A 19039-nucleotide genomic window follows, 5' to 3' on the forward strand; every position below is an offset into this window, starting at 1 on the left:
TTCATCCGGCGGATAGACGATCATCTTGGCGGCTGCGCACAGCCTCCGCCGTGCCTGCCCCGGCAGCACCCGGCCACATCCGAACGGGTGACAGCCGGGTCCCGTTCAGCCGGCTTGCCGTCCGGGAGCGACGCATGCCTGCCTGACACCGACGGCGGTTACAGGAGGTTGCCGTGCAGCGCGCGGCGGTCGCCGGACATCGCGTAGCGCCGGGCGGCCAAGCCGTGCTCGGGGGCTCGCCGATCTGGTCGCACAACAAGGCGAGGACGTTGGCGGCCTGCTCGTCGGAGAGGTAGGCCGGGGCGACATCGAGCATCAGCTCACCGATCGCGTACGTGCTGGTGACGAGGCCGTCGACGACGGAGCGCATCTCGGCGACGATCGGGTCCGCCGGCGGCTCGGCGGGCCGTGGAGGCGGGGCGGAGCGGACGTCGCGGACGGCCTGGCGGACCACGGCACGCACCGCAGGTTCATCAAGCCCTGGAGGCCGCTGTGGGCGAGCGCGGCGAGTCGGCGGGTTCAGCTCCGCGACGTCGCCGCTGCGGCTGGAGATGGCGATCAGGGCCCGTTGGGACAGGCCGTAGTCGAGCGTGGCCGCAGCGGCCGGGCCGGTGTCTCGCACGCGAGACACCTCGGTACCGGCGGTGACCGCGTCGTGGATCGTGGCCAGGGCACGGGCAACTTCGAGGAGCCGGTACGCCCGTGCACGACTGGTGCCGAACTCTGCACCGCAGTACGCCTCCCACGAGGGGTGGCCGAGCGGCACCCGGACGCGTGCGCCTCGCGGACCCGTGCGGCGAGCACCGCGACGGAGCGCCGGACTCCGTCCATCGCCTCGCGCAGCCCCGCCGTTACCTCCCGGGCCTGCGCCGCGCTCAGCGGCGGTTGTGGCGGTCCGGCGACGACGTCCCGCGTCCTGGTCGTGCTCGCCCATAAGTCCCTCACAGCTCACCCCATCTACCTGGGGAAATGGGCTGTGGATGGACGAGATCCGGCTGGCCCGATCGTTACGGCGTGGAGAACAGACCGGGCCCCTGAGGCGAGGAGCCGTCGGCGCGGACGCCGTTCGTGACCCGCAGGAACTCCAGCTTTTCCGCATCGGCGGAACCTGCCGCCACTGTGTAAACGACGAGGCGGACGTCGCAGCCCGGGACGGTGAGCACGTCGCAGTCGCATGTCACCTCGCCGACCTGGGGGTGCACGATGGTCTTGCGAGCCGAGACGTGCGGACCGACCGCGCCCTCGTTCCACAGCCGGGTGAACTCCGCACTGGTGGACCGCAGTTCCGCGACAAGGCCGATCAGGCCACGGTCACGGGGGTAGTTGACGAGAGCCGAGCGCAGATCGGCGACGAGGGCGGGGCCAAGGGCGTCGCCGTCCTGGAGCACGGGCCAGGCCGCGAGCCCTGAGGGCCCTGCGACGAAGACCGCCCGCACCAGGTTCCGCTCGACGTGCGTCCGTGCGCTGGGGTCGCCCAGCAGCACTGCCCATGCCGGAGTCCAGGACAGCAAGGTCCAGTCGGCGCTGAACACACCGACGGGGAGCTCACCGAGACGAGCCAGCATCCGTTGGACCCCCGCCGGTACGTGCGTGGAGATCATTCCCTCCTGGGGAGGGAGGAGGCCGGCCAGCCGGTAGGCGTAATCCCGCTCCATGGGCTGCAGCTGCAGGGCCCTGGCCAGGCTCGCGACGACCTGCGCCGAAGGGCTCGTCGCGCGCCCCTGCTCCAGCCGCATCACATAGTCGACCGACAGCCCTGCGAGCTCGGCCAGTTCCTCGCGCCGCAATCCCACCGCACGGCGTCCGGGCCGCGAAGTCCGCCCGACGTCGACAGGAGAAAGCCGGTCGCGCCAGCGGCGCAATGCCGTACCAAGGGTCTCGTCCACCTGACCATTGTGTCCGCCGGAGAGCCGTTGTGCCTGGTACTGGCCGTCCCACCGTCGCCCAGAGCACTGGTTGTGCTCTCGTCACGAGCCGAGAGTGAACGCATGACAACAACATTCATCACCGGAGCCAACAAGTCCCTCGGGTATGAGACCGCCCGCCGCTTGATCGGGGTCGGCCACACCGTCCTCATCGGTGCTCGTGATCCAGAGCGCGGCCAGGCGGCCGCCGACGCGCTCGGTGCCCGTTTCGTGCAGATCGACGTGACGGATGACGCGTCGGTGGCTGCGGCCGCCGCCGACGTCCGGGCCCACGAGGGCGACATCGACGTCCTGATCAACAACGCCGGCGTCCTCGGGACACACAACCCCGCCGACCAGATCACGGCCGCTGACGCCAGCGAGGTGTTCGACGTCAACGTCGTGGGGATCGTCCGGGTGACGCACGCGTTCCTCCCCCTGCTGCGCACGTCCACGAACCCGGTCATCGTCAATGTCTCCAGCGGCATGGGGTCGTTCGCGGCCACCCACGACCCCGGGCGCGTCGAGGGCCGGTACACCGCGCCGCTCTACACCGCGTCGAAGGCTGCCGTGACCATGCTGACCACGCAATACGCGAAGTCCTGGCCGGATGTGAAGGTGAACGCGGCCGACCCGGGCTACACCGCGACCGACTTCAACGGGCACAGCGGCCCGCAGACAGTGACCGAGGGGACCGACGCGATCGTGGAACTCGCCACCATCGGGGCGGACGGACCGACCGGATCCTTCCGCGACCGTCACGGCGAGATGCCCTGGTGATGCACCCCTGAACGTGCCCGGCACGGACGAGGGTTCCAGAGCGGCGAACTCATGCCGCCCGTCATCTCGCCGGCAGGAGCAGCGCCGCAAGCTGGCCGAAACGCTGACGGACGCGGTCCTCGTACCCGAGGTGGGGCAGTTCGCCCCGCCCGCGCGGGTCGGATTCCAGTGCACTTCGTCGAGCGCGAGCCCGACATGATGGCCATCGGCGGCCGGCTCCTTGCGGACATCGGTCCGGACGCCGACGTCATGGTGATCGACGTGGCGGTGATGGACGGAGACTGGCGGCAGGAGGTCAGGGCCGTCGTCATCGAGCGCGTCCTCGCCGCGATGGCCGACGCCTGCGGCCTGCCGCAGCCGTCGCCGACCTGGTGGGTCAACTTCCGCGTCATCGACGAGGGTAGCTGGGGCTCCAGCGGCGGCGTGCTGTCCATCCTCTCGCTCCTCGACGGCGGCGAGTTCACCGAGGAGAAGGCCAAGGCGATCCGTCCTCTCATCGGGATGGGTGGACGCGCGGGCCTGATGGGGGCGCGAGCCGCTCGGTCGCGCCGACCTGCGTGCGTCGGCCTGTGCGACGGTCAGCCGGTCGCCGCTAAAGCGGTGCCCACCGCCACCGCGTCCAGGTCTCCACCGGCGTGCTCGGCCACGGCGGGCCGCAGTACCGGAAAGGGCAAGGGCCGCGCACGGTCACTGCCCTTCGGGCCGCCATTCAGAAGGACTCCCGCGCGTGGCAGCGCTGCTGCCGCAGCGGGCCGCCCCGGCGTGAGACCGGATGGTTGCGTCGCGGCCGGTCAGCTCCCGGTGGCGCCGGCGATGAGGGCCTCGAGCTGTTCGGCGGTGCGGTCGAGGGGCTGGGTGCTGCGCTGGGCGCGGCACATGGCCCCCGTGCCCTCGAGGCCGCGACGATGAGCGTCGCGAGCTGCGCGGCCTGCTCGGCTTGGGCGCCGTGCACCGGGCATGACCATCTCACTCCAGATGCGCTACCGCGGCCCGGTCCCCCGGCTCCAGCCGCTTCGGTGAGAGCGCCAAGTAGACGTCTTCGAGGACCAGTCGACCCATCACCTCGGCGGCCCGGGGCAGCGGGGGCTCTGACTTCGGGGCAGGGTTCAGCGCGGGAGGCAGCAGCCCGAGGTCGTACACATACTGCCGCTTGACCCCGAGCGACTCGGCGTAGTCCCCGACGGTCAGGCCGCGGTGCTCATGCGCGCGCCGGTCGAGGAGGAGTCCCAGCAGTTCCCCCTTGAGGACGCTCGCCCGCATCTTGGCGAGCTGGAAACTGCGGACTTCGGTCCGGTCGGCGTCCCAGTAGGCCGCTTCAAGGGCCTCGGACACACCCCGAGCAGTAGGCCCACGGGCCGAGAAGAGACCGGCGCTGATGGTTTGCCATGCCTCAGGCGGCAGGTTGGCGTGGTCGGAGTTCGGCCTGTCCGAAGAGGAGGGCCCAGCCTTCTGGCAGGCGGTCGATGAGACGGGTGATGAGGGACGGGCCGGCGAGGTGGGCTACGACGGCCAGGACGGCGCCGGTTTCCCAGCGGGCGGTTGCGGGTGTGCCGCCGGCTCGGGTCGCGAGGTCCTTGACGAATCCCCAGCCGGTGAGGGGCTGTGTGTCGGGGATCTGCGCGCTGAAGACAAGCGCCGCCTCGACGGGCAGGCAGCGCGCGAGGTCGACGCGCTCGTCGCCGGTGACCTGGCGGCCGAGAGCACTCATGACCTTGTGAATGGCATCCGCGGCCCGTCCGGTGGTGGGGTAGGCGCCGTGGTAGCGGACGTTTTCCAGCATCTGCTCGTAGGTCATGACGGGGGTCTGTGTGTGGAGTACTGACTGGTGGGGCACGGGTGCCGCGCCTTTCTCGTATCGCGGTTCTGGGGTTTCGGGGGCTGCGTCTCAGGTGGGCTGGGGGCGGCCGAAGAGCAGGTCGTAGCCGGGCGGGAGTTGGAGGAGAAGCCTGCGGGTGAGCTCCTCCCCGGCGGCGTCGGCGACGACACTGAGGACAGCGCTGACGTCCCACGCCGCGGTCGCGTGGGAGGCGCCCTCGATCCACGCCGCCGTCGCCCGCACGAAGCGCTCGGGACTGAGCGGCTCGGCCGCCTGGAGCGGATTGAGCAGGATCAGGGCGTAGGACTCCGGCAGGCGGGCGGCGAGTTCGGCCCGTTCGGCGCCGAGCACGTGGGCGCCGAGCAGGCCCAGGACGACGCGCGCCGCGCGGTCCGCCTCGTCGCGTGTGTTGTATTCGCCGCGTTCCTGAACGTGGTCGAGGAACGCCTCCCATCGCAGCGTCATCGCCTGCACCTCCACGGTCGGGGCCGAAGTGAGAGGGGGCGGCGAAGGGCAGGTGCGGGAGGGAGGGCGCTCCCCGCCCTTCGCCGGTCCTGCGGGTCGGCGTGCGGTCCTCGCCGGACACGCCGGGGTGCCGTGTCAGCCGGTGATCTGCTTGCGGTCCCCGCCGGCCTTGATGCTGATCTTGCGGGGCTTAGCGCGCTCGGAGATCGGGATGCGCAGGGTCAGGACACCCGCGTCGTAGTCGGCGGCGATGTTCTCGGTGTCGAGGGTGTCGGCCAGCACGATCTGCCGGGAGAAGACGCCGAGCGGCCGCTCGGAGAGCTCCATCTGCACATCGCCCTCCCTGGGAGAGGGGCGGCGTTCGGCCTTGACGGTGAGCATGTTCCGCTCGACGTCGATGTCGATCGCGTCCGAGCTGACGCCTGGCAGGTCGAAGGCGATCACGTACTCCTCGCCTTCGCGGTAGGCGTCCATCGGCATCACGGACGGCTTCGACCAGGTGCCGGTCGTTCCCATCAGCTGCTGGGTGATCCGGTCGAGCTCGCGGAACGGGTCAGTGCGCATCAACATCGCGAAACACCTCCAGTTTGTTCAGGGCAGTACTGCCAATGCGCTTCATTGCACTCCCGTTGTAACATGTCATCGAAGCGATGACAACACTGACGTCACCTGATGGATGACATCCACCCTGGAGGGTTCATGAACGCAGCGGAAAAGCCCTCACCCGCTAGAAAATCCGCACCGAGCGGCCCCCGGCCGGCCTCGTTTCTCGCGGCCGCGGCCGCCCTGGAAGCCATCCGCGCCGCGGTGCACGACGTGCAGAACACGGATACACAAGCCGCCACCGGGCCCCTGGATCCCGTCGACGGCCCGGCGAGCGCCCTTGACTCCCTGCAGCTCCTGCGTGAAATGCGCGAGGAGCTCGCCGGGTGGGAGAGCGGTCTGATCGAGATGGCCCGCGCGGCGGGCGCCAGCTGGGCCGACCTCGCCGGCCCCCTCGGCGTGGCCAGCCGGCAGGCCGCAGAGCGCCGCTACCTGCGCCTGCGTCCCGGAGCCGCTGAAACGACAGGCGAGCAGCGCGTGCAAGCCGTGCGTGACCGGCGGGCGGCCGACCGCACGGTCACCACATGGGCCAGGGAAAACGCCGCCGAGCTCCGCCAGCTGGCCGGGCAGATCATCGGCCTCACCGACCTGCCGTCCGCCTCCGGCGACAGGATCGGAGACCTCAGTGCGGCCCTGGGCCACCAGGACGCCGCCCGCCTCGTGGAACCCCTCTCAGCCACCCACGCAGACCTCCACGCACGCCACGAGGACCTCGCCCAGCGCGTCGACGCCCTGAAGGAACACACCCGCCGCCTGCGCAGCGACAGCGACAAACAACGCGGAGCCTGACCCGCCCAGGGCCTGCCCGTTGCAGCCATACGGGCTCCGGGCGGGCGGTGGCGAGCAACGCACTGCGTCTGAAACGGCCAGCGCAGGGTCCGACCAGGGGCCAAGCCCGGCGCCCCCTGCGCCCACTGAGTGGTTACGTGTGAAGGCGGCTGTTGACGCCCTCTCGGTCGCCCGCACTCTCGTCGTTGAACCAGTAGTCACCCGCCGCCAGGTAACGGAACGCGTGGCTGCTGTCCCTGGGCAGCTCGACCGTCACCGCACGCTTGCCGTCCTTGCGCCGCTTGAGCGTGTGGACGCCGGGCTGCCAGTCGTTGAAGTCCCCCACCACACTCACCGGCCCCGGCGGCTCCTCGCCCGGCAGAACGAACGTGACCTCGGTACGGTCCTTGCGCAGCCTGCGTTCCAGCATCGACGGGGGCTCCTGCCAAATAGCGGTGAACCGGGCGCTCCCATCATCGGTGTACTCGTGAGGAGCAGCGTCCGGCACCCGCCGGATCCGCCGCCTCATCACCCGCCCGGCGCACACCCGGCCACCGCCCGTGGCACGGGAGAACACCCAGGTGGCCCAGCCCCCGGCGCTGGTGTTATCCGTCCTGCCCGCTGTCGCCCTGGACCTCGAACAGGTCCAGCGCGCCCGTGATCTCCAGCACCCGCCGGAACTGGGACGGCAGCGGTCCCGCGAGCACCATCGGACGGGTGCTGCGCAGCCGGAGCAGGACGTTGAGGAAGGCGGAGTCGGCGAACGCCACCTGCGCCACGTCGACCACCAGCAGCCGGGCCGCACCCGCCTCCTTCTCACACGCGTCGACCAGCGCCGCGGCCGTGTCCAGGTCGAACTCCCCCGAACAGACGACAACGCACACCCCGTCCGCCTCGAAGCGGACCGTCACCCGCACTGACTCCACACTGCCTCCCGGCCACGCCCCGACCTGACCCTGCGAACCGTACGGTCTCCCCCACAGATCCGCAGCGCTCACACCGGCCACACCACTGCACAGGAGTTGAGCAGGTGAATCCCGATGTCCCGGGGGTTTTCCAGGACCAGGCGAGACGCTGCGGTGCCGTCACGTCCCTCCGACCGCTGACACGAGCGCCGAAGCCGACCGACGAACCCCGCCGATCACAGGGCCCGAGGTCCAGCGCATCGCGTGGGGGCGGTAGACGCGCATCGTCCGCTCCTCGACGCACACCACCCATTGCCCGAGATCATCGTGCGGGTAGCGCCGAACCGGTAGCGCAGATCCACGATGGCGACCAGGCGGCCATCCACAGGGACCTGGTCCCCGACGCGCAGTTCGGTGGGCGGGCAGTCCACCGCCACATGCCCCGGCGGAACCCGCACCGTGCCCGGCCGAGGTAGTGGAGGGCCACCAGCGCGAGCAGCTGTTGCCGCAGCGGCCTTCTCAGCGGGTCCGGCTGGTGGAGGCGCTATTCGGCGCGGTGGGCCTTGTGCGGGGTCACCCGCAGCTGCGCCTTCGCGGGAAGCGTCCGACCGGTGGACCGGCGGGCGCGTTCCAGCGGCCCGTCGCTCAGCGCCCGCAGGACGGGGCCGGGCTCGCTGTCGGGGGTGAGGGTGAGGTCGAGGTGGGCTTCGGGCCGGCTGGGCGGGCCGACCATGCGTGCACGGGCCTGGTGGACGCCGGGCAGGTGCCGGGCGTCGGCTGCGAGAGCGTCGCGGAGGGCACGCTCGCGCAGTTCCACCCCGTCCACGGCAGGGGGACCGCCCACAGGTGTGTGGCCGGGGCGGGTGCGGCGCAGTTGCGCCAGCAGCCACCAGAGGGCGAGAAGGAGGACGACGGCCAGGACGGCGATGACGGCGGGCCACCACCATCCTTCGTCCGTCCAGCGGGTGCGGTCGGCGTCGTCGAGCAGGACTCCGCCGGGCGCGGTCAGGGGCCAGCCGTCGGGTGGTGTCATGTGCCAGCGCCGGTACAGGTCGAAGCTGCCCGTCAGTATCAGGAGGCCGGTGCCGAGCAGGACGATGCCTGCCAGGGCCAGCAGGACTCGGTTGACGGCGGATTTCGTCTTCATGGGATCCCACTCCTGTCACTCGCTCGCCGGCAGCCGTCCGCGGACGGGGTATTTCAGATCACTTCAGATCATTTCGGTCGGGCTCGGACCCGTACGGCGAGCCGAGGAGCGCGGGCGAGGGCGAACCGGTCGAGCTCCTCCCGCAGAGCCACCACGAGATCGCCCTTGACCTCGGCGGCGGCGCGGAAACGCACGTCCGCACGCGCCCGGACACGGTGCTGGAAGACACGGATCCTGGCAGCGCTGACGCCGGGGACGCGCATCGCAGCGTCCCGCAGCAGGAGCGCCGCGGCATCGCGGTCCAGCACGGCGCGCATCCGGGCGTCGGGAGTCTTGAGGGGCAGCTGGTTACGCAGGCCGGGGGTGAGCGCCAGGACGACCAGCCAGAGGCCGAGGACCGCGATGACGGCGGCCCCGATCCGTATCGATACGTCATCCAGCGGGCGGGTGGCCAGTTCGTCGGCCAGGCGCGTGCGCCAGGCTGCGGCCGACTGGCCGGCCCGGACCCTGACGATGTCGTACAAGAGGGTCCCGGCCGCAGCCGCGACGAGCAGGGCCGTCAGGGCGGCGGGTATGCGGCGCACGGACCACGGGCGCCTGGCAGCCGGCTGCGGGTCGGCCGGAGACTGCTTGGACAGCTGCCCCACCGTGCGGGAGGTGACCTGGTCGGCCGAGGTGAGCTGCTGGCGGTCGGTCGCGGTGAGCTGCTGGCGGTCGGTCGCGGCGGGTTGCTCCCGGTCGGCCGGGCGGTCTTGGTCCCGTTCCATGCCGGGCTCTCCTTCCGGTGGGGATGCGGACCGGTTCACTCCACGCGTCGCCGTTCCAGGCCCTCGGCGGGAACCAGACGTTCGATGGCGAGAGTGACTTCGGTGATGCGCATTCCGGTCAAGTGGGCGACCCGCTCGGTGACGTACTGCTGCAGCTGACGGGAGGCAGTGGCGAGGTCTATCGGGTAGGGCAGCTCCAGAGTCAGTCCCAGCCGTGCCGAGCCGCCGCCGGCCGTGACCGACGCGTGCGGAGCGGCCAGTTTCGCGTGAACGGCTGAGGTGTCCGTCTGCGTGGCCAGTGCCTCCTGTGCGGCACGGACCGCGATGCGGGCCACCACCTTGTCCGGGATCACCGTGGCTCCGCGTTCGGCGGTAGGCAGGACCGGCCGGGAGGGGCCTGAAGCTCCCTGGGACGGGGCGGCGGCAGGTTGCGGGGTCACTGCCGGTTCCGGGAACGCGTGAAGTCGGACATCTCCAGGTCACCCTGCAACACGCGGCCGATGATCAGGCCCACCAGGCCCAGGAAGGCCACGAGCAGGAACGCCCAGAAGCCGCCGAAGAATGCGGCGAAGCCCAGGGCCATGCCGGCCAGCAGGCCCACGGTTGCTGCGCTCATTTCACTCACCTGAATTTCGCGTCGGTTGTTTCTCGGCCCGGTGAGTCCGGGGGGATGCGAGGGTCACTGAACGCGCCCCTCGCCCGTCTCCTCGTCCTCTTCGTCGGGCAGGTGGACGTCGTCGACCGCGATGTTCACTTCCACGACCTCAAGGCCGGTCATGCGTTCCACGGCCGTGATGACGCTGGTGCGGACGTCGGCGGCGATGTCCACGATGGCGACGCCGTACTCCACGACCACGTCGAGATCCACGGCGGCCTGCCGCTCGCCCACCTCAACCTTCACGCCGCGGGACACGCTGGGACGGCCGCCCGCGACCTTGTCGCTCACCGCCCCGAGCGTGCGGGCCATACCGGAGCCGAGGCTGTGTATGCCCGGTACCTCGCGGGTGGCCATTCCTGCGATCTTTTCGACCACGCTGTCGGCGATGGTCGTCCGGCCCCGCGTCTCGGGCGCCGTTCCTGCGCCGGTGCGGCCCGTGAGGGTGCTGCCCGCGGCAGGTGGCTCACTCCCGCCCGCGGTGGGGTTGATGGTGTCCGACATGAGAACCTCCCCAGGGGGTCCATCCGGGCGCCGGTACGGCGCCCTCATTCCTTGGACACCTCGCGCCGGCATTCCTCACACGGCTCGCGCAGCGCACACCGCCTACCATCGAGGAGTACGTAGGCAGGCCGCGACGAGCATCTTCGGCAGGAAGCGAGCGGCGGATGCGTAACCGGATCGGCCCCCCGCCCCCGCGCGGCGCAGGCCTCCCACCGCGGCCGGCAACGCTGCCGACCGCCGGCGTCGCCACAGAGCAGGCCCTTGCCGGCGCCCTGGACGACGACGTGCTGGCGGTCCGGGCCTCGGAAGGGGATGAGGACGCCTTCGCCGTCCTGGTCCGCCGCCACAGCGGCCGGCTGCTCGCCCTCGCCCAGCATCTGCTCGGCAATCGGACCGACGCCGAGGACGCGGTCCAGGACGCCTTCCTCAGCGCCTGGAGGCGGCTGCCGGAATTCCGGCACAGCGCCTCGTTCGGCACCTGGATGTACCGGATCGTGACGAACCGCTGCCTCAACGCACTGCGCCACCCGCCCCACCCGCTGCCCCTGGACACCGTCCCCGAACCCGTTGCCGCGGCCGCGGACAGCTCACCGCCCCAAGTCGCCGAAACGGACGCGGCGGCGGCCGCCCTGACGAAAGCGCTCCTGGGATTGCGCCCCGAGCTTCGGGTGTGCTGGGTACTGCGGGAACTGCACGGCCTGCACTATGACGAGATCGCCCAGGTGGTGGGCAGCAGCGAACAAACGGTGCGCGGCAGACTATTTCGCGCACGACGCGCTCTGATGGAGGCGATGCGCCCATGGCGCTAGACGACCCGCACCCCACCTCCGGCGACGAGCCCGAAAGGGTGAGCGCCGCAAGGGCCGAAGCGCCTCTGCGCCCCGACGCCGAGCTGCTGGCCGGCGCCGAGCTGCTGCCCTGCGGACGCCCCCTCGGCCGTGCCTGGAAGCAGGCCCGCGATGCGGCCGACGCCGCAGATCCGCACAGCAGCCACTGCCCCTACTGCCGCGACGCCATCGAAGGACTGACAGCCCTGGACCGGGCGACCAGGGCTCTGCGCGCCGAGGAACAGTCCGACGGCCAAAGCCTCGCCACCCGTGTCATCAATGCGGTCCGCGCCGAGGTACGGCTGGGCTCCATGCTGCTACTGGACGACCCCGATCACGACCTGCGCATCTCCGAGAGCGCCGCCGCGAAAGTCCTGCGCCGGGCTGCCGACATGGTGCCCGGCGTCCGCGCCGCCAGCTGCCGCATGATCCCCGCGAAGGGCAGCCACGCCGTCGCCATAACGTTGGCAGCCACACTCGACCAGCCATTGCGAGGACGAGCGGAGGGAGTACGCCGAGCCGTCCTTCGCGCCGCTGAGCACGTCCTCGGCATCGCCGTCACCACCGTGGACGTGGAAATCAACGCCGTGCTGGAACCCTCCCGCGTCCCGGTGGCGAACGGGCGGAGCTGAGCCGATGATGACCACCTCCCACCGCGAGAACATCCACCGAGTGGCAGCGAGGGCCGCGCTCGACGCTCCCGGCGTGGCCGCGCTCCAGCCCAGGCTCGCCGACCGGCTGGCGCTGGCAGCGTTCCGCGTGCAGCAGTCCAAGGCCGCAGGAACCACCCCGCACCGCGAGGCGGCCGGCATCCGCTGCGAACTCACTCCGGACGGCGGTTGGAACGTGGAGGTGCGCTGCGTCCTGCACGCGGACCGCCGCGTCGTCGATGTCGCCCGACAGGTCCGCGAAGACGTGCGGACCGCCGTCACCGCCTACCTGGCCCGGCACGGCACGGCCGCATCCGTCACCGTCATGGTCACCGTCACCCGCACCGTATAGACCGCTCGGTCGCGTCGTCTCCTTGCGGGTGCGTGATCTGCGGAGGCCTGTGCCGTCTTGTCGTACCTGGTGGCGATCCCGCGCCACTGCTTCGAGGCGGTTGAAGCAACATTCCAGCACGTTGCGGGTCGTAGACCTGCTCGTCGAAGGCCGGCGGGCGGCCACCCCGGCTGCCCCGCCGGGCCCGGTTGCGGACCTGGTCGGACCGCTCCGGGATGGTGTGCGTGATGCCCCGGCGTCGCAGCCAGGTCCGGATGCGCAAGTCGTTCGAGGAACCCGCCGGATTCGTCAGCCGTCTGCCAGCCATCAGCTCCACCCCTTCGCCACTCGCGACCAGCTGCCGGATCTCCTCCCATACGGACAACAAGGGTGGAGAAGAGGGTTGCGACGGCGCGGTTTTCACGCCGATCGCACGCTGACCAGCACGTTTACCTCCACGCTCGGCGTCGGGCACCCAAGTGGGTTCCGAAGGAGGGTCCGAAGTGCCCTCTCGAGGAGCCCACTTCGGCTTGCCCAGCCGGCGCGGGGCTTGCCCGCGTCCAGATCGGCGCGCGGCCAGGCCAGCGGCCGTGGGCTGGCTGCCGGCCGGCGGTGGATCGTCGCCATCGTCGTATCTCCTTCGGTCTCCTTCAACCGCCCCGCGCCGGGGCCGTGCCGGAGAGCATGCAGAGGCCCCCCTTGCCCGTCGTCTGACGGTGGTCCACAGCAAGCCAGGTCAAGGGGAGACGCGGCACCCACGTCCGTGCGCCGAACCTGGTCAAGGGGTCAGTCAGTGGCGGGGGGGATGGCGATTCGTGGAAACGGCTCTGACCTGAGTTCCGTGGTTTCCCAGGTCAGGGGGCCGCGTGCAGGAACGTTCCAGCAGGGCATGTCTGGTTGATGGGGGTCTGCTCGCTGGATGATGTGCTGTTCCCGGACGTCGATGTGCGCTTGGAAGCCGTGGAGTTCACCGCCGAGGCGCTGGTCGTGGTGGCCGTCGCGTGCGGTCCGCCGCCCAGTTGCCCGGGTTGCCGTGCCCGGGCCCGGAGGGTGCACTCCTGCTATGAGCGGTGGCCGAGCGGCCCTTGTCGGGGAAGAAGCTGCTGGTCAGGCTGAGGGTTCGGCGGTTCCTCTGCGACCGGGCCGCGTGTCGGCGGCGGACCTTCGTCGAGCAGGTCAACGGGCTGAGCGAGCGATACCGCCGCTCCAGTCTCGGGCTGGAGGTCTGGCTGCGCCAGATCGCGCTCGAGCTGGGTGGCCGGGCAGGCGAACGGCTGTGCCGCCGCCTGCACCTTGTCGCGGGACGCACCCGCCTGCTGGAGTTGCTGGATCCCCCGACGGCGCCGGAAGTTCCCCGCGGGTTCTCGGAGTCGACGAGTTCGCCTTCCGCAAAGGCCGCACCTACGGCACTCTCCTGGTCGACGTCGAGGCCGGCCGCGTCGTGGACGTCCTGCCCGACCGCACCTCGGAGACCTTCGCCGCCTGGCTCCGTGAACACCCCGGTGCCGAGATCATCTGCCGCGACCGAGCCACGGCGGCCTACACCCGAGCGATCAAGGAAGCAGCCCCCGGCGCGGTGGAAGTCGCCGACCGCTGGCACCTGTTGCAGAACCTCGCCGCCGCGGTGGAGAAGACCTGCCACCAACACCGCCACTGCCTGCGCAAACGTGCCGACTGAGAGAACATGCGCATACCCAAAGGCACCCCCGCTACTGCAGCTCCCGCTGCACGAGCTGCCCCGGACGCAGATCATCGAGCGGACCCGCCACCGCCACGCCGACGTGCACAAACTTGTCACGGCCGGCTGGACCGTCAGCGCCATCGCCCGCCGTCGCCACCTCGACCGCAGAGACCGTCCGGCGCTTCCGCGACACCGACCTCGACCAGATCCTGGCCTCCGCCCACGAACGCCGCCCGGCCGGAGTGCTGGAGCCGTTCAAGCCGTACTTGAACACGCGCTTCACCGAGAGCCTCGGCCAGGTCAGCGGCAGCCGCCTGTTCCTGGAGATTCGTGAACGCGGCTCCTCGATCGGCGTCGAGCCTTCGGGGCAGGGCTGATTCAAAGCCTTTCTGATCATGTGGACGCCCAGGTCACGGCGGTGTGATGGGGTGGCGTCGGGCCGTTGCCGATGCACCGAGGCTCCGGTTGGTGGGGTGACCTTGCCAGTCGCCCTGAACCGGAGCCTCGATGTGCCGCCAGTCTGCCATGTCCTGTCCCGCCCGTCTGTCTGCGCGTCAGCTCAGCGGCGACACCCGCTTGATGGACCGGTTGGCGTTGCTGCCAGACCCTCGTGACCCGCGGGGTCTGCGTCACCCGTTGGTGGGCGTGCTGCTGGTCGCTGCCAGCGCGGTGCCGGCCGGGGCGCGTTCCTTCCGAGCGATCGGGCAGTGGGCCGCTGCCGCGCCGCAGCACACTCTGACCCGGCTCGGCTCCCGGGCCATCGGCGTCTTCGGTGTATGCCTGGCACCCAGCACGTCGACGATCCGCCGAGTGGCCGGGGCGGTCTGTCCGGGCGGCCTGGCCGATCTGACCGGCACCGGCACCGTCGGGGCGACCACGCTCGCGGTCGACAAGAGCGCCCGCGGCTCACGTACCGACTGACGCGCCTGCCGCCCTCTGCTCGCCGCGATGACTGGCGCCGGCCGGACCATGGCCCAGCTGCGAGTACCGGACAAGACGAACGAAATCACCTGCTTCGCCGCCCTGTTGGAACCGTTCGACCTGGCTGGGGTGGTCGTAACCGCGGACGCGCTGCACACCCAGCGCGCCCACGCCCGGTTCCTGGTCGACGAGAAGCAGGCCCACTACCTGCTGACGGTCAAGGCCAACCAGCCCGCCCTGCACCCCGCGCTGCACTCTGCCCTGGACCCAGGTCACCGCCCGGCACTACCAGCGCGCGCATGCTGACCGTCACCGACCTGGGGCTGGACTTCCCCCTACGCCGTCCAGGCCGCGAAGATCACCCGCTACCGCACCGACCTCAAGAGCGGGAAACGGACCAGGCAGACCGTCTACGCGCTCACCGATCTGTCCCACCTGCAGGCCTCACCGAAGCGCATCGGCAAGCTCGCCCGCTCGCAGTGGGCCATCGAGAACAGGCTCCACTTCGTCCGCGACACCGCCTTCGGCTAGGACGCCTCCCGGGTCCGCGCTGACCACGGTCCGGAGAACATGGCCACTACCGCCGGCCTCCGCCAAATCTCCTACGAGCCCTTCACTCGCCCCCTCGACCTCCTCGATATCCCGTGACCAGGACAGAGGCAAGATCATCAGGACTTTGGCCTGGAGCATCGCGACGTCGCCGGCTGCCCGGAGATCGCGTCGGGGGAACGGGCGACGCTCGGTCGCATTACTTGTCGTAGGCGGACGGCGATGACCCTGCGTTGTTTCCAGATGTCGCCATCGACCGCCACCACTCAGCGCCAGCCATCATCTCCCTGAGCTGGGTGTCGGTGAGGTCAGGATGAGCCTCGGCGGCGTGCGCCTTGACATGTCCGAACAGCTCCTCGTCATCCGCGCCGGTGAAATCGATCCTGCCGTGCGACGGATCTATGCAGTGGAATCCGCGCATTGCTCCTCCTTCACGAAGCGTCATTTGATTCTAGGCCACGATGGCGTTAACGCGCGCGCCCAGGGACATTCCCGCACGCTCGCCCATGCATTGCGTCTCCCTTCCTCCGTCCCGGGCCCATTACCCCGGGCTGATTCTCCTGATGATCTTGCCTCTGTCCTGGTCACGGGATATCGAGGGGGGAGTGAAGGGCTCGTAGGAGATGTGGCGGAGGCCGGCGGTGATGCTGGTGCGGACCCGGGAGGCGTCCTCGCCGAAGGCGGTGTCGCGGACGAAGTGGAGCCTGTTCTCGATGGTCCACTGCGAGCGGGCGAGCTCGGTCACCCCACCCCGGAGCCTCGGTGCATCGGCAACGGCCCGACGCCACCCCATCACACCACCGTGACCTGGGCGTCCACATGATCAGAAAGACTGTGAATCAGCCCTGCCTTCGGGGGTGCTGTGTTCAATGTCTGCTGCCCAGCCAGACAGCGCGCTGCCACCGAGCTGCTTCTTGACCCACCGAGTGAACTTCCGGAATTCGAAGGGCTCATTGACGGAATGCACGCTGATGGCGACCTGATAGCCGAGAAGATGGCCTGCAGGGGGTGGAGCGAGCCTTCGGGGAGCCACATGCCGGGCCGCAGGCGGATCTGGTCCAGGTCGTATACGTCCGTGCAGTCCTGCCAGCGCCTGACGGTCTTCTGCGGGCTGTCATCGGTCGGCATGCGCCGAGCCGAAGGTGCGGGCGGGACTTGCCGGATGGCGTCCCACTGGGTGGTGTAGCTGGTGGCCCGGGAACGCGCGGATGACGGTGGCCTCTGTCACCAGGCGATCCGCTACTGGATGACCTGGTAGATCTCCTTGTAGCCGGATACCGCGTTGCTGTTAAACGCATCGATCAGCGACTGGGCGTTCTCATCTGGATTCACGAAGAACGATCGCTCCATGGCGAAGTACTGGTCGAGGCTGTCGAATTCCCATTGGCAGACGACCGTATCCATGGGACCGGCGTAATCGACGTAGATTCGCCGGTTCGTGTACCCGGCCTCTTCAAACACCTTGGTGAGGGTCTTGAACGCCGCCACGATCTCCGGCGCCTTCCCGCGTTCAGCTTGGTATACCTCGCGCATCATGTACATGATGTGATCCTGCTTTCCTACTAGAGGAGTAATCTAGAGCAGTAATCGACTAGCAGGCGCAATTTTTATGCTAAGTCATCAAAATGTCGCCCGCATGCCGAGCGAGGTCCGGCTATCAGTAGCGTGATCTGGGGACGTCTCCTGCCTAAAGGCTGTCCCGTAACTGCTGGTCACGGGTGAGATGATCTTGATGTGGCTGGTGTGATCACGGCGTCCGAGCCGTCCTGGATAGCCCCGTTCACCGGGCTAAGCCCGCGGCAGTTCAGCAAGCTGATCGCTGCGCTGCGGCGTGAGGGGGCGGACCCGGTCCGCAAGGGTCGACCGTGGAGCCTGCCGCTGGAGGACCGGGTCCTGCTGGTCGCGGCGTACTGGCGGACGAACCTCACCTTGCGGCAGCTCGCCCCGCTGTTCGGGGTGTCGAAGTCGGCTGCCGACCGCATCATCGACCACCTCGGGCCGTCGCTCGCGCTCCAGCCCCGCAAGCGGTTCCGCAAAGGCACCGTGCTGATCGTGGACGGCACCCTTGTCCCCACCCGCGATCACGCCGTCGCCGAGCAGTCGAAGAACTATCGGTACTCCACCAACCATCAGGTCGTCATCGACGCCGACACTCGCCTGGTCGTCGTGGTCGGCCGGCCGCTGCCCGGGAACCGCAACGACTGCAAGGCGTGGGAACTGTCCGGTGCGAAGGCCGCCGTCGGCAAGACGACGGTGATCGCGGACGGTGGATACAGAGGCACCGGCCTGGTCATCCCGCATCGCCGGGAGCGCGGCCAGGCCGAACTCCCGGCCTGGAAAGAGGAGCACAACACCTCCCACCGCAAGGTCCGGGCCCGTGTCGAGCACGTCTTCGCCCGCATGAAGACCTGGAAGGTCCTCCGCGACTGCCGCCTGAAAGGCGACGGTGTCCACCACGCCATGCTCGGCATCGCGCGCCTGCACAACCTCACCCTCACCGGGTGACAGAGAGACAGACTGGTCAACCGGCATGCCGTAGATCATTTACGGGACAGCGCTTAGTCTGGCTGCACGCCCTCCCTGCACCTCGGGTTCCCGCTGAGCCCCGTTCCATCTGCCACGAGAGTGGCACGGGCCTACGCAGGCGGCCCCACGCCCGACGTGCCGACAAGCTGGGACTCGGCGGCCCCGCCCCCGCCACCCGACTCCACTGGACTGCCGCCGCCCAGAAGGTCGGCCCTCCACACGACCACCTGACGCCCCAGAACGAGCCAGCGCGACGCCCATGCCCAGGAGAGGCCTCGTCACCTCCCGAACACCCGAACACCCGAATCACCTGGATCGCCACCCAGTCTCCATCGGAGCTGTTCACGCTGCCGGCCACGTTCACGCCCGACGGGTCCGGGTCGAGCCTGGGTGACTGCGAGTAGGCGACGTCCACGACGCCAGCCCGCGCCTTACAAGCAGAGTTGCCGCCCGCCAACGCCGAAGGCCCCAAGCGCGTGGGCCCGCCCCTGCAGGTCTATTCTTTTGCCCCGCAGGGGCGGGCCCCGGCACGAAGCGCCTTCAAAAGGGCCTGGGAGCGAAGCGACCTGCCCGCAGGGCTGTCCATTAGCCGCGCATTCTCCATACAAGAGGGGCGGCAAGCGCCGCGCCTCCCTCAACCTATCCGGCCGCCAGGCCCGCTCTCACAGCTCCCAATCCCAACCCGGCGCCGCCGGGCCCGTGAGCACTGCGGCCATGTCGCCCCACGTGCAAACCGCGCTGGCACACGCCGCCCACCCGCGACTGGCCAACGCCCCCCTCCCCCGCACACCGGACACGTCGGATCCGACACCCCAGCCTTGACCCGCCACCCGTAGCGCGCCGCCACCTCCGGCAACGAGGCCTCGAAACAGGCCCGGGTCACATCGTCGAGCGTCGCGCCGGGATCCTCCAACGCGGTCAGGACCGCGCACACCGCGATGCCCACAGCGCTGCCTCACCCTCAGACAGGCTCAGGCAGTCAAGGAAGTTCGCGCCCCGGTGCACCGCCGCGAAGGCGTCTTCCAGGCGGTATGCGACCGCCTCGGGCTCGTCGACGGTGTACCCGAGCAGTCCGTCCGGGGAATAGTCCAAACCTCCTCCGACTCGTCCAGACCCAGGCCCGGCACATCAAGCTCATGACCACACGTCAGACAACGGAACCAGCGGTCAGGCTGCTGACAGTGGACAGACCACGTTCTTTCACTTCCGTGGCAGTGAGCGCGAACAGCAGACCCCCGCC

At 69.8% G+C, this 19039-nt stretch carries 28 protein-coding genes; 11 read left to right on the forward strand and 17 right to left on the reverse strand.

Annotated elements, in window-relative coordinates:
* Position 1 precedes the first annotated feature (1 nt).
* Positions 2-622 (reverse strand): hypothetical protein, encoded by a 621-nt coding sequence (locus ACFYOB_RS20530; protein ID WP_388561350.1) that lies wholly within the window; start codon positions 620-622, stop codon positions 2-4.
* Between the two features lie 385 nt (positions 623-1007).
* Entirely contained in the window at positions 1008-1886 is an 879-nt protein-coding gene (locus ACFYOB_RS20535; protein WP_388561352.1) for a helix-turn-helix transcriptional regulator, read from the reverse strand.
* A gap of 102 nt (positions 1887-1988) precedes the next feature.
* Between ACFYOB_RS20535 and ACFYOB_RS20540 the strand changes: the two genes are divergently transcribed.
* Both ACFYOB_RS20540 and ACFYOB_RS20545 read left to right on the forward strand, forming a co-directional pair.
* Positions 1989-2684, forward strand: a complete 696-nt coding sequence (locus ACFYOB_RS20540; protein ID WP_388561354.1) for an SDR family NAD(P)-dependent oxidoreductase — start codon at positions 1989-1991, stop codon at positions 2682-2684.
* Between the two features lie 168 nt (positions 2685-2852).
* A complete protein-coding gene (locus tag ACFYOB_RS20545; protein ID WP_388561356.1) occupies positions 2853-3593 on the forward strand; it encodes a hypothetical protein in 741 nt (246 codons plus the stop codon).
* 57 nt (positions 3594-3650) lie between these two features.
* Here ACFYOB_RS20545 and ACFYOB_RS20550 read toward each other — a convergent pair whose 3' ends face one another.
* From ACFYOB_RS20550 to ACFYOB_RS20565, 4 genes are all read right to left on the reverse strand, one after another.
* A complete protein-coding gene (locus ACFYOB_RS20550) occupies positions 3651-4016 on the reverse strand; it encodes a hypothetical protein (protein ID WP_388561358.1) in 366 nt (121 codons plus the stop codon).
* Between the two features lie 58 nt (positions 4017-4074).
* Positions 4075-4479: a DUF2267 domain-containing protein gene (locus ACFYOB_RS20555; RefSeq protein WP_388561360.1), complete on the reverse strand. Its 405-nt coding sequence runs from the start codon at positions 4477-4479 to the stop codon at positions 4075-4077.
* Between the two features lie 90 nt (positions 4480-4569).
* Positions 4570-4965 (reverse strand): DUF2267 domain-containing protein, encoded by a 396-nt coding sequence (locus ACFYOB_RS20560; RefSeq protein WP_388561362.1) that lies wholly within the window; start codon positions 4963-4965, stop codon positions 4570-4572.
* Between the two features lie 135 nt (positions 4966-5100).
* The gene (locus ACFYOB_RS20565; RefSeq protein ID WP_388561364.1) at positions 5101-5535 is read right to left on the reverse strand and encodes an Hsp20/alpha crystallin family protein; all 435 of its coding nucleotides are present in this window, start codon (positions 5533-5535) and stop codon (positions 5101-5103) included.
* Positions 5536-5664: 129 nt separating this feature from the next.
* Here ACFYOB_RS20565 and ACFYOB_RS20570 point away from each other — a divergent pair, with 129 nt between their 5' ends.
* Complete coding sequence (locus ACFYOB_RS20570; RefSeq protein WP_388561366.1) at positions 5665-6357, forward strand: hypothetical protein; 693 nt, start codon at positions 5665-5667, stop codon at positions 6355-6357.
* A gap of 133 nt (positions 6358-6490) precedes the next feature.
* On the opposite strand, the gene ACFYOB_RS20575 is transcribed toward ACFYOB_RS20570, so the two are convergent.
* The 7 genes from ACFYOB_RS20575 to ACFYOB_RS20605 form a co-directional block, all read right to left on the reverse strand.
* Positions 6491-6766, reverse strand: coding sequence for an isoamylase early set domain-containing protein (locus ACFYOB_RS20575; RefSeq protein ID WP_388561368.1), 276 nt, complete (start codon positions 6764-6766; stop codon positions 6491-6493).
* A 175-nt stretch (positions 6767-6941) separates the two neighbouring features.
* The gene (locus ACFYOB_RS20580; protein WP_388561370.1) at positions 6942-7262 is read right to left on the reverse strand and encodes an STAS domain-containing protein; all 321 of its coding nucleotides are present in this window, start codon (positions 7260-7262) and stop codon (positions 6942-6944) included.
* 523 nt (positions 7263-7785) lie between these two features.
* Positions 7786-8388: an alkaline shock response membrane anchor protein AmaP gene (locus tag ACFYOB_RS20585; RefSeq protein ID WP_388561372.1), complete on the reverse strand. Its 603-nt coding sequence runs from the start codon at positions 8386-8388 to the stop codon at positions 7786-7788.
* Positions 8389-8456: 68 nt separating this feature from the next.
* Positions 8457-9155, reverse strand: a complete 699-nt coding sequence (locus ACFYOB_RS20590; protein WP_388561374.1) for a DUF6286 domain-containing protein — start codon at positions 9153-9155, stop codon at positions 8457-8459.
* A gap of 35 nt (positions 9156-9190) precedes the next feature.
* Positions 9191-9508: a hypothetical protein gene (locus tag ACFYOB_RS20595; RefSeq protein ID WP_388561376.1), complete on the reverse strand. Its 318-nt coding sequence runs from the start codon at positions 9506-9508 to the stop codon at positions 9191-9193.
* An 83-nt stretch (positions 9509-9591) separates the two neighbouring features.
* A complete protein-coding gene (locus tag ACFYOB_RS20600; RefSeq protein WP_328923429.1) occupies positions 9592-9771 on the reverse strand; it encodes a hypothetical protein in 180 nt (59 codons plus the stop codon).
* Between the two features lie 63 nt (positions 9772-9834).
* Positions 9835-10314, reverse strand: a complete 480-nt coding sequence (locus ACFYOB_RS20605) for an Asp23/Gls24 family envelope stress response protein (RefSeq protein ID WP_388561378.1) — start codon at positions 10312-10314, stop codon at positions 9835-9837.
* 164 nt (positions 10315-10478) lie between these two features.
* Here ACFYOB_RS20605 and ACFYOB_RS20610 point away from each other — a divergent pair, with 164 nt between their 5' ends.
* The 7 genes from ACFYOB_RS20610 (at position 10479) to ACFYOB_RS20640 (ending at position 15030) form a co-directional block, all read left to right on the forward strand.
* A complete protein-coding gene (locus ACFYOB_RS20610) occupies positions 10479-11123 on the forward strand; it encodes an RNA polymerase sigma factor (RefSeq protein ID WP_388561380.1) in 645 nt (214 codons plus the stop codon).
* Positions 11114-11773 (forward strand): hypothetical protein, encoded by a 660-nt coding sequence (locus tag ACFYOB_RS20615; RefSeq protein ID WP_388561382.1) that lies wholly within the window; start codon positions 11114-11116, stop codon positions 11771-11773. Before ACFYOB_RS20610 ends, ACFYOB_RS20615 begins: the two co-directional genes overlap by 10 nt.
* Before the next feature lie 4 nt (positions 11774-11777).
* Positions 11778-12143, forward strand: a complete 366-nt coding sequence (locus ACFYOB_RS20620; protein ID WP_388561384.1) for a hypothetical protein — start codon at positions 11778-11780, stop codon at positions 12141-12143.
* A gap of 1255 nt (positions 12144-13398) precedes the next feature.
* Entirely contained in the window at positions 13399-13800 is a 402-nt protein-coding gene (locus ACFYOB_RS20625; RefSeq protein ID WP_388561386.1) for a transposase, read from the forward strand.
* Between the two features lie 113 nt (positions 13801-13913).
* Positions 13914-14180, forward strand: a complete 267-nt coding sequence (locus tag ACFYOB_RS20630; RefSeq protein WP_388561388.1) for a hypothetical protein — start codon at positions 13914-13916, stop codon at positions 14178-14180.
* A gap of 202 nt (positions 14181-14382) precedes the next feature.
* Entirely contained in the window at positions 14383-14724 is a 342-nt protein-coding gene (locus tag ACFYOB_RS20635) for a transposase family protein (RefSeq protein WP_388561390.1), read from the forward strand.
* A gap of 27 nt (positions 14725-14751) precedes the next feature.
* Positions 14752-15030 carry a transposase gene (locus ACFYOB_RS20640; RefSeq protein WP_388561392.1) on the forward strand — a complete coding sequence of 93 codons (279 nt, stop codon included), beginning with the start codon at positions 14752-14754 and terminating at the stop codon, positions 15028-15030.
* Between the two features lie 442 nt (positions 15031-15472).
* On the opposite strand, the gene ACFYOB_RS20645 is transcribed toward ACFYOB_RS20640, so the two are convergent.
* From ACFYOB_RS20645 to ACFYOB_RS20655, 3 genes are all read right to left on the reverse strand, one after another.
* On the reverse strand, positions 15473-15694 hold the full coding sequence (locus tag ACFYOB_RS20645; RefSeq protein WP_388561394.1) for a hypothetical protein: 222 nt from the start codon (positions 15692-15694) through the stop codon (positions 15473-15475).
* Between the two features lie 120 nt (positions 15695-15814).
* Positions 15815-16018 (reverse strand): hypothetical protein, encoded by a 204-nt coding sequence (locus ACFYOB_RS20650; protein WP_388561396.1) that lies wholly within the window; start codon positions 16016-16018, stop codon positions 15815-15817.
* A 494-nt stretch (positions 16019-16512) separates the two neighbouring features.
* Positions 16513-16815 carry a hypothetical protein gene (locus tag ACFYOB_RS20655; RefSeq protein ID WP_388561398.1) on the reverse strand — a complete coding sequence of 101 codons (303 nt, stop codon included), beginning with the start codon at positions 16813-16815 and terminating at the stop codon, positions 16513-16515.
* Between the two features lie 192 nt (positions 16816-17007).
* Between ACFYOB_RS20655 and ACFYOB_RS20660 the strand changes: the two genes are divergently transcribed.
* Complete coding sequence (locus tag ACFYOB_RS20660; protein ID WP_388561400.1) at positions 17008-17778, forward strand: transposase; 771 nt, start codon at positions 17008-17010, stop codon at positions 17776-17778.
* A 939-nt stretch (positions 17779-18717) separates the two neighbouring features.
* On the opposite strand, the gene ACFYOB_RS20665 is transcribed toward ACFYOB_RS20660, so the two are convergent.
* The gene (locus tag ACFYOB_RS20665; RefSeq protein ID WP_388561402.1) at positions 18718-18891 is read right to left on the reverse strand and encodes a hypothetical protein; all 174 of its coding nucleotides are present in this window, start codon (positions 18889-18891) and stop codon (positions 18718-18720) included.
* Between the last annotated feature and the right edge of the window lie 148 nt (positions 18892-19039).

The sequence above is a fragment of the Streptomyces sp. NPDC006463 genome, assembly GCF_042870715.1.
Classification (GTDB): domain Bacteria; phylum Actinomycetota; class Actinomycetes; order Streptomycetales; family Streptomycetaceae; genus Streptomyces.

What these genes read in the sequence shown, in the direction of transcription:
- ACFYOB_RS20540 (WP_388561354.1), top strand. Translation starts at nt 1,989, where the DNA reads ATGACAACAACATTCATCACCGGAGCCAACAAGTCCCTCGGGTATGAG.
- ACFYOB_RS20555 (WP_388561360.1), bottom strand. Translation starts at nt 4,479, where the DNA reads ATGACCTACGAGCAGATGCTGGAAAACGTCCGCTACCACGGCGCCTAC.
- ACFYOB_RS20560 (WP_388561362.1), bottom strand. Translation starts at nt 4,965, where the DNA reads ATGACGCTGCGATGGGAGGCGTTCCTCGACCACGTTCAGGAACGCGGC.
- ACFYOB_RS20565 (WP_388561364.1), bottom strand. Translation starts at nt 5,535, where the DNA reads ATGTTGATGCGCACTGACCCGTTCCGCGAGCTCGACCGGATCACCCAG.
- ACFYOB_RS20570 (WP_388561366.1), top strand. Translation starts at nt 5,665, where the DNA reads ATGAACGCAGCGGAAAAGCCCTCACCCGCTAGAAAATCCGCACCGAGC.
- ACFYOB_RS20575 (WP_388561368.1), bottom strand. Translation starts at nt 6,766, where the DNA reads ATGCTGGAACGCAGGCTGCGCAAGGACCGTACCGAGGTCACGTTCGTT.
- ACFYOB_RS20585 (WP_388561372.1), bottom strand. Translation starts at nt 8,388, where the DNA reads ATGAAGACGAAATCCGCCGTCAACCGAGTCCTGCTGGCCCTGGCAGGC.
- ACFYOB_RS20590 (WP_388561374.1), bottom strand. Translation starts at nt 9,155, where the DNA reads ATGGAACGGGACCAAGACCGCCCGGCCGACCGGGAGCAACCCGCCGCG.
- ACFYOB_RS20600 (WP_328923429.1), bottom strand. Translation starts at nt 9,771, where the DNA reads ATGAGCGCAGCAACCGTGGGCCTGCTGGCCGGCATGGCCCTGGGCTTC.
- ACFYOB_RS20605 (WP_388561378.1), bottom strand. Translation starts at nt 10,314, where the DNA reads ATGTCGGACACCATCAACCCCACCGCGGGCGGGAGTGAGCCACCTGCC.
- ACFYOB_RS20610 (WP_388561380.1), top strand. Translation starts at nt 10,479, where the DNA reads ATGCGTAACCGGATCGGCCCCCCGCCCCCGCGCGGCGCAGGCCTCCCA.
- ACFYOB_RS20615 (WP_388561382.1), top strand. Translation starts at nt 11,114, where the DNA reads ATGGCGCTAGACGACCCGCACCCCACCTCCGGCGACGAGCCCGAAAGG.
- ACFYOB_RS20620 (WP_388561384.1), top strand. Translation starts at nt 11,778, where the DNA reads ATGATGACCACCTCCCACCGCGAGAACATCCACCGAGTGGCAGCGAGG.
- ACFYOB_RS20635 (WP_388561390.1), top strand. Translation starts at nt 14,383, where the DNA reads ATGGACCGGTTGGCGTTGCTGCCAGACCCTCGTGACCCGCGGGGTCTG.
- ACFYOB_RS20640 (WP_388561392.1), top strand. Translation starts at nt 14,752, where the DNA reads ATGACTGGCGCCGGCCGGACCATGGCCCAGCTGCGAGTACCGGACAAG.
- ACFYOB_RS20645 (WP_388561394.1), bottom strand. Translation starts at nt 15,694, where the DNA reads ATGCGCGGATTCCACTGCATAGATCCGTCGCACGGCAGGATCGATTTC.
- ACFYOB_RS20655 (WP_388561398.1), bottom strand. Translation starts at nt 16,815, where the DNA reads ATGTACATGATGCGCGAGGTATACCAAGCTGAACGCGGGAAGGCGCCG.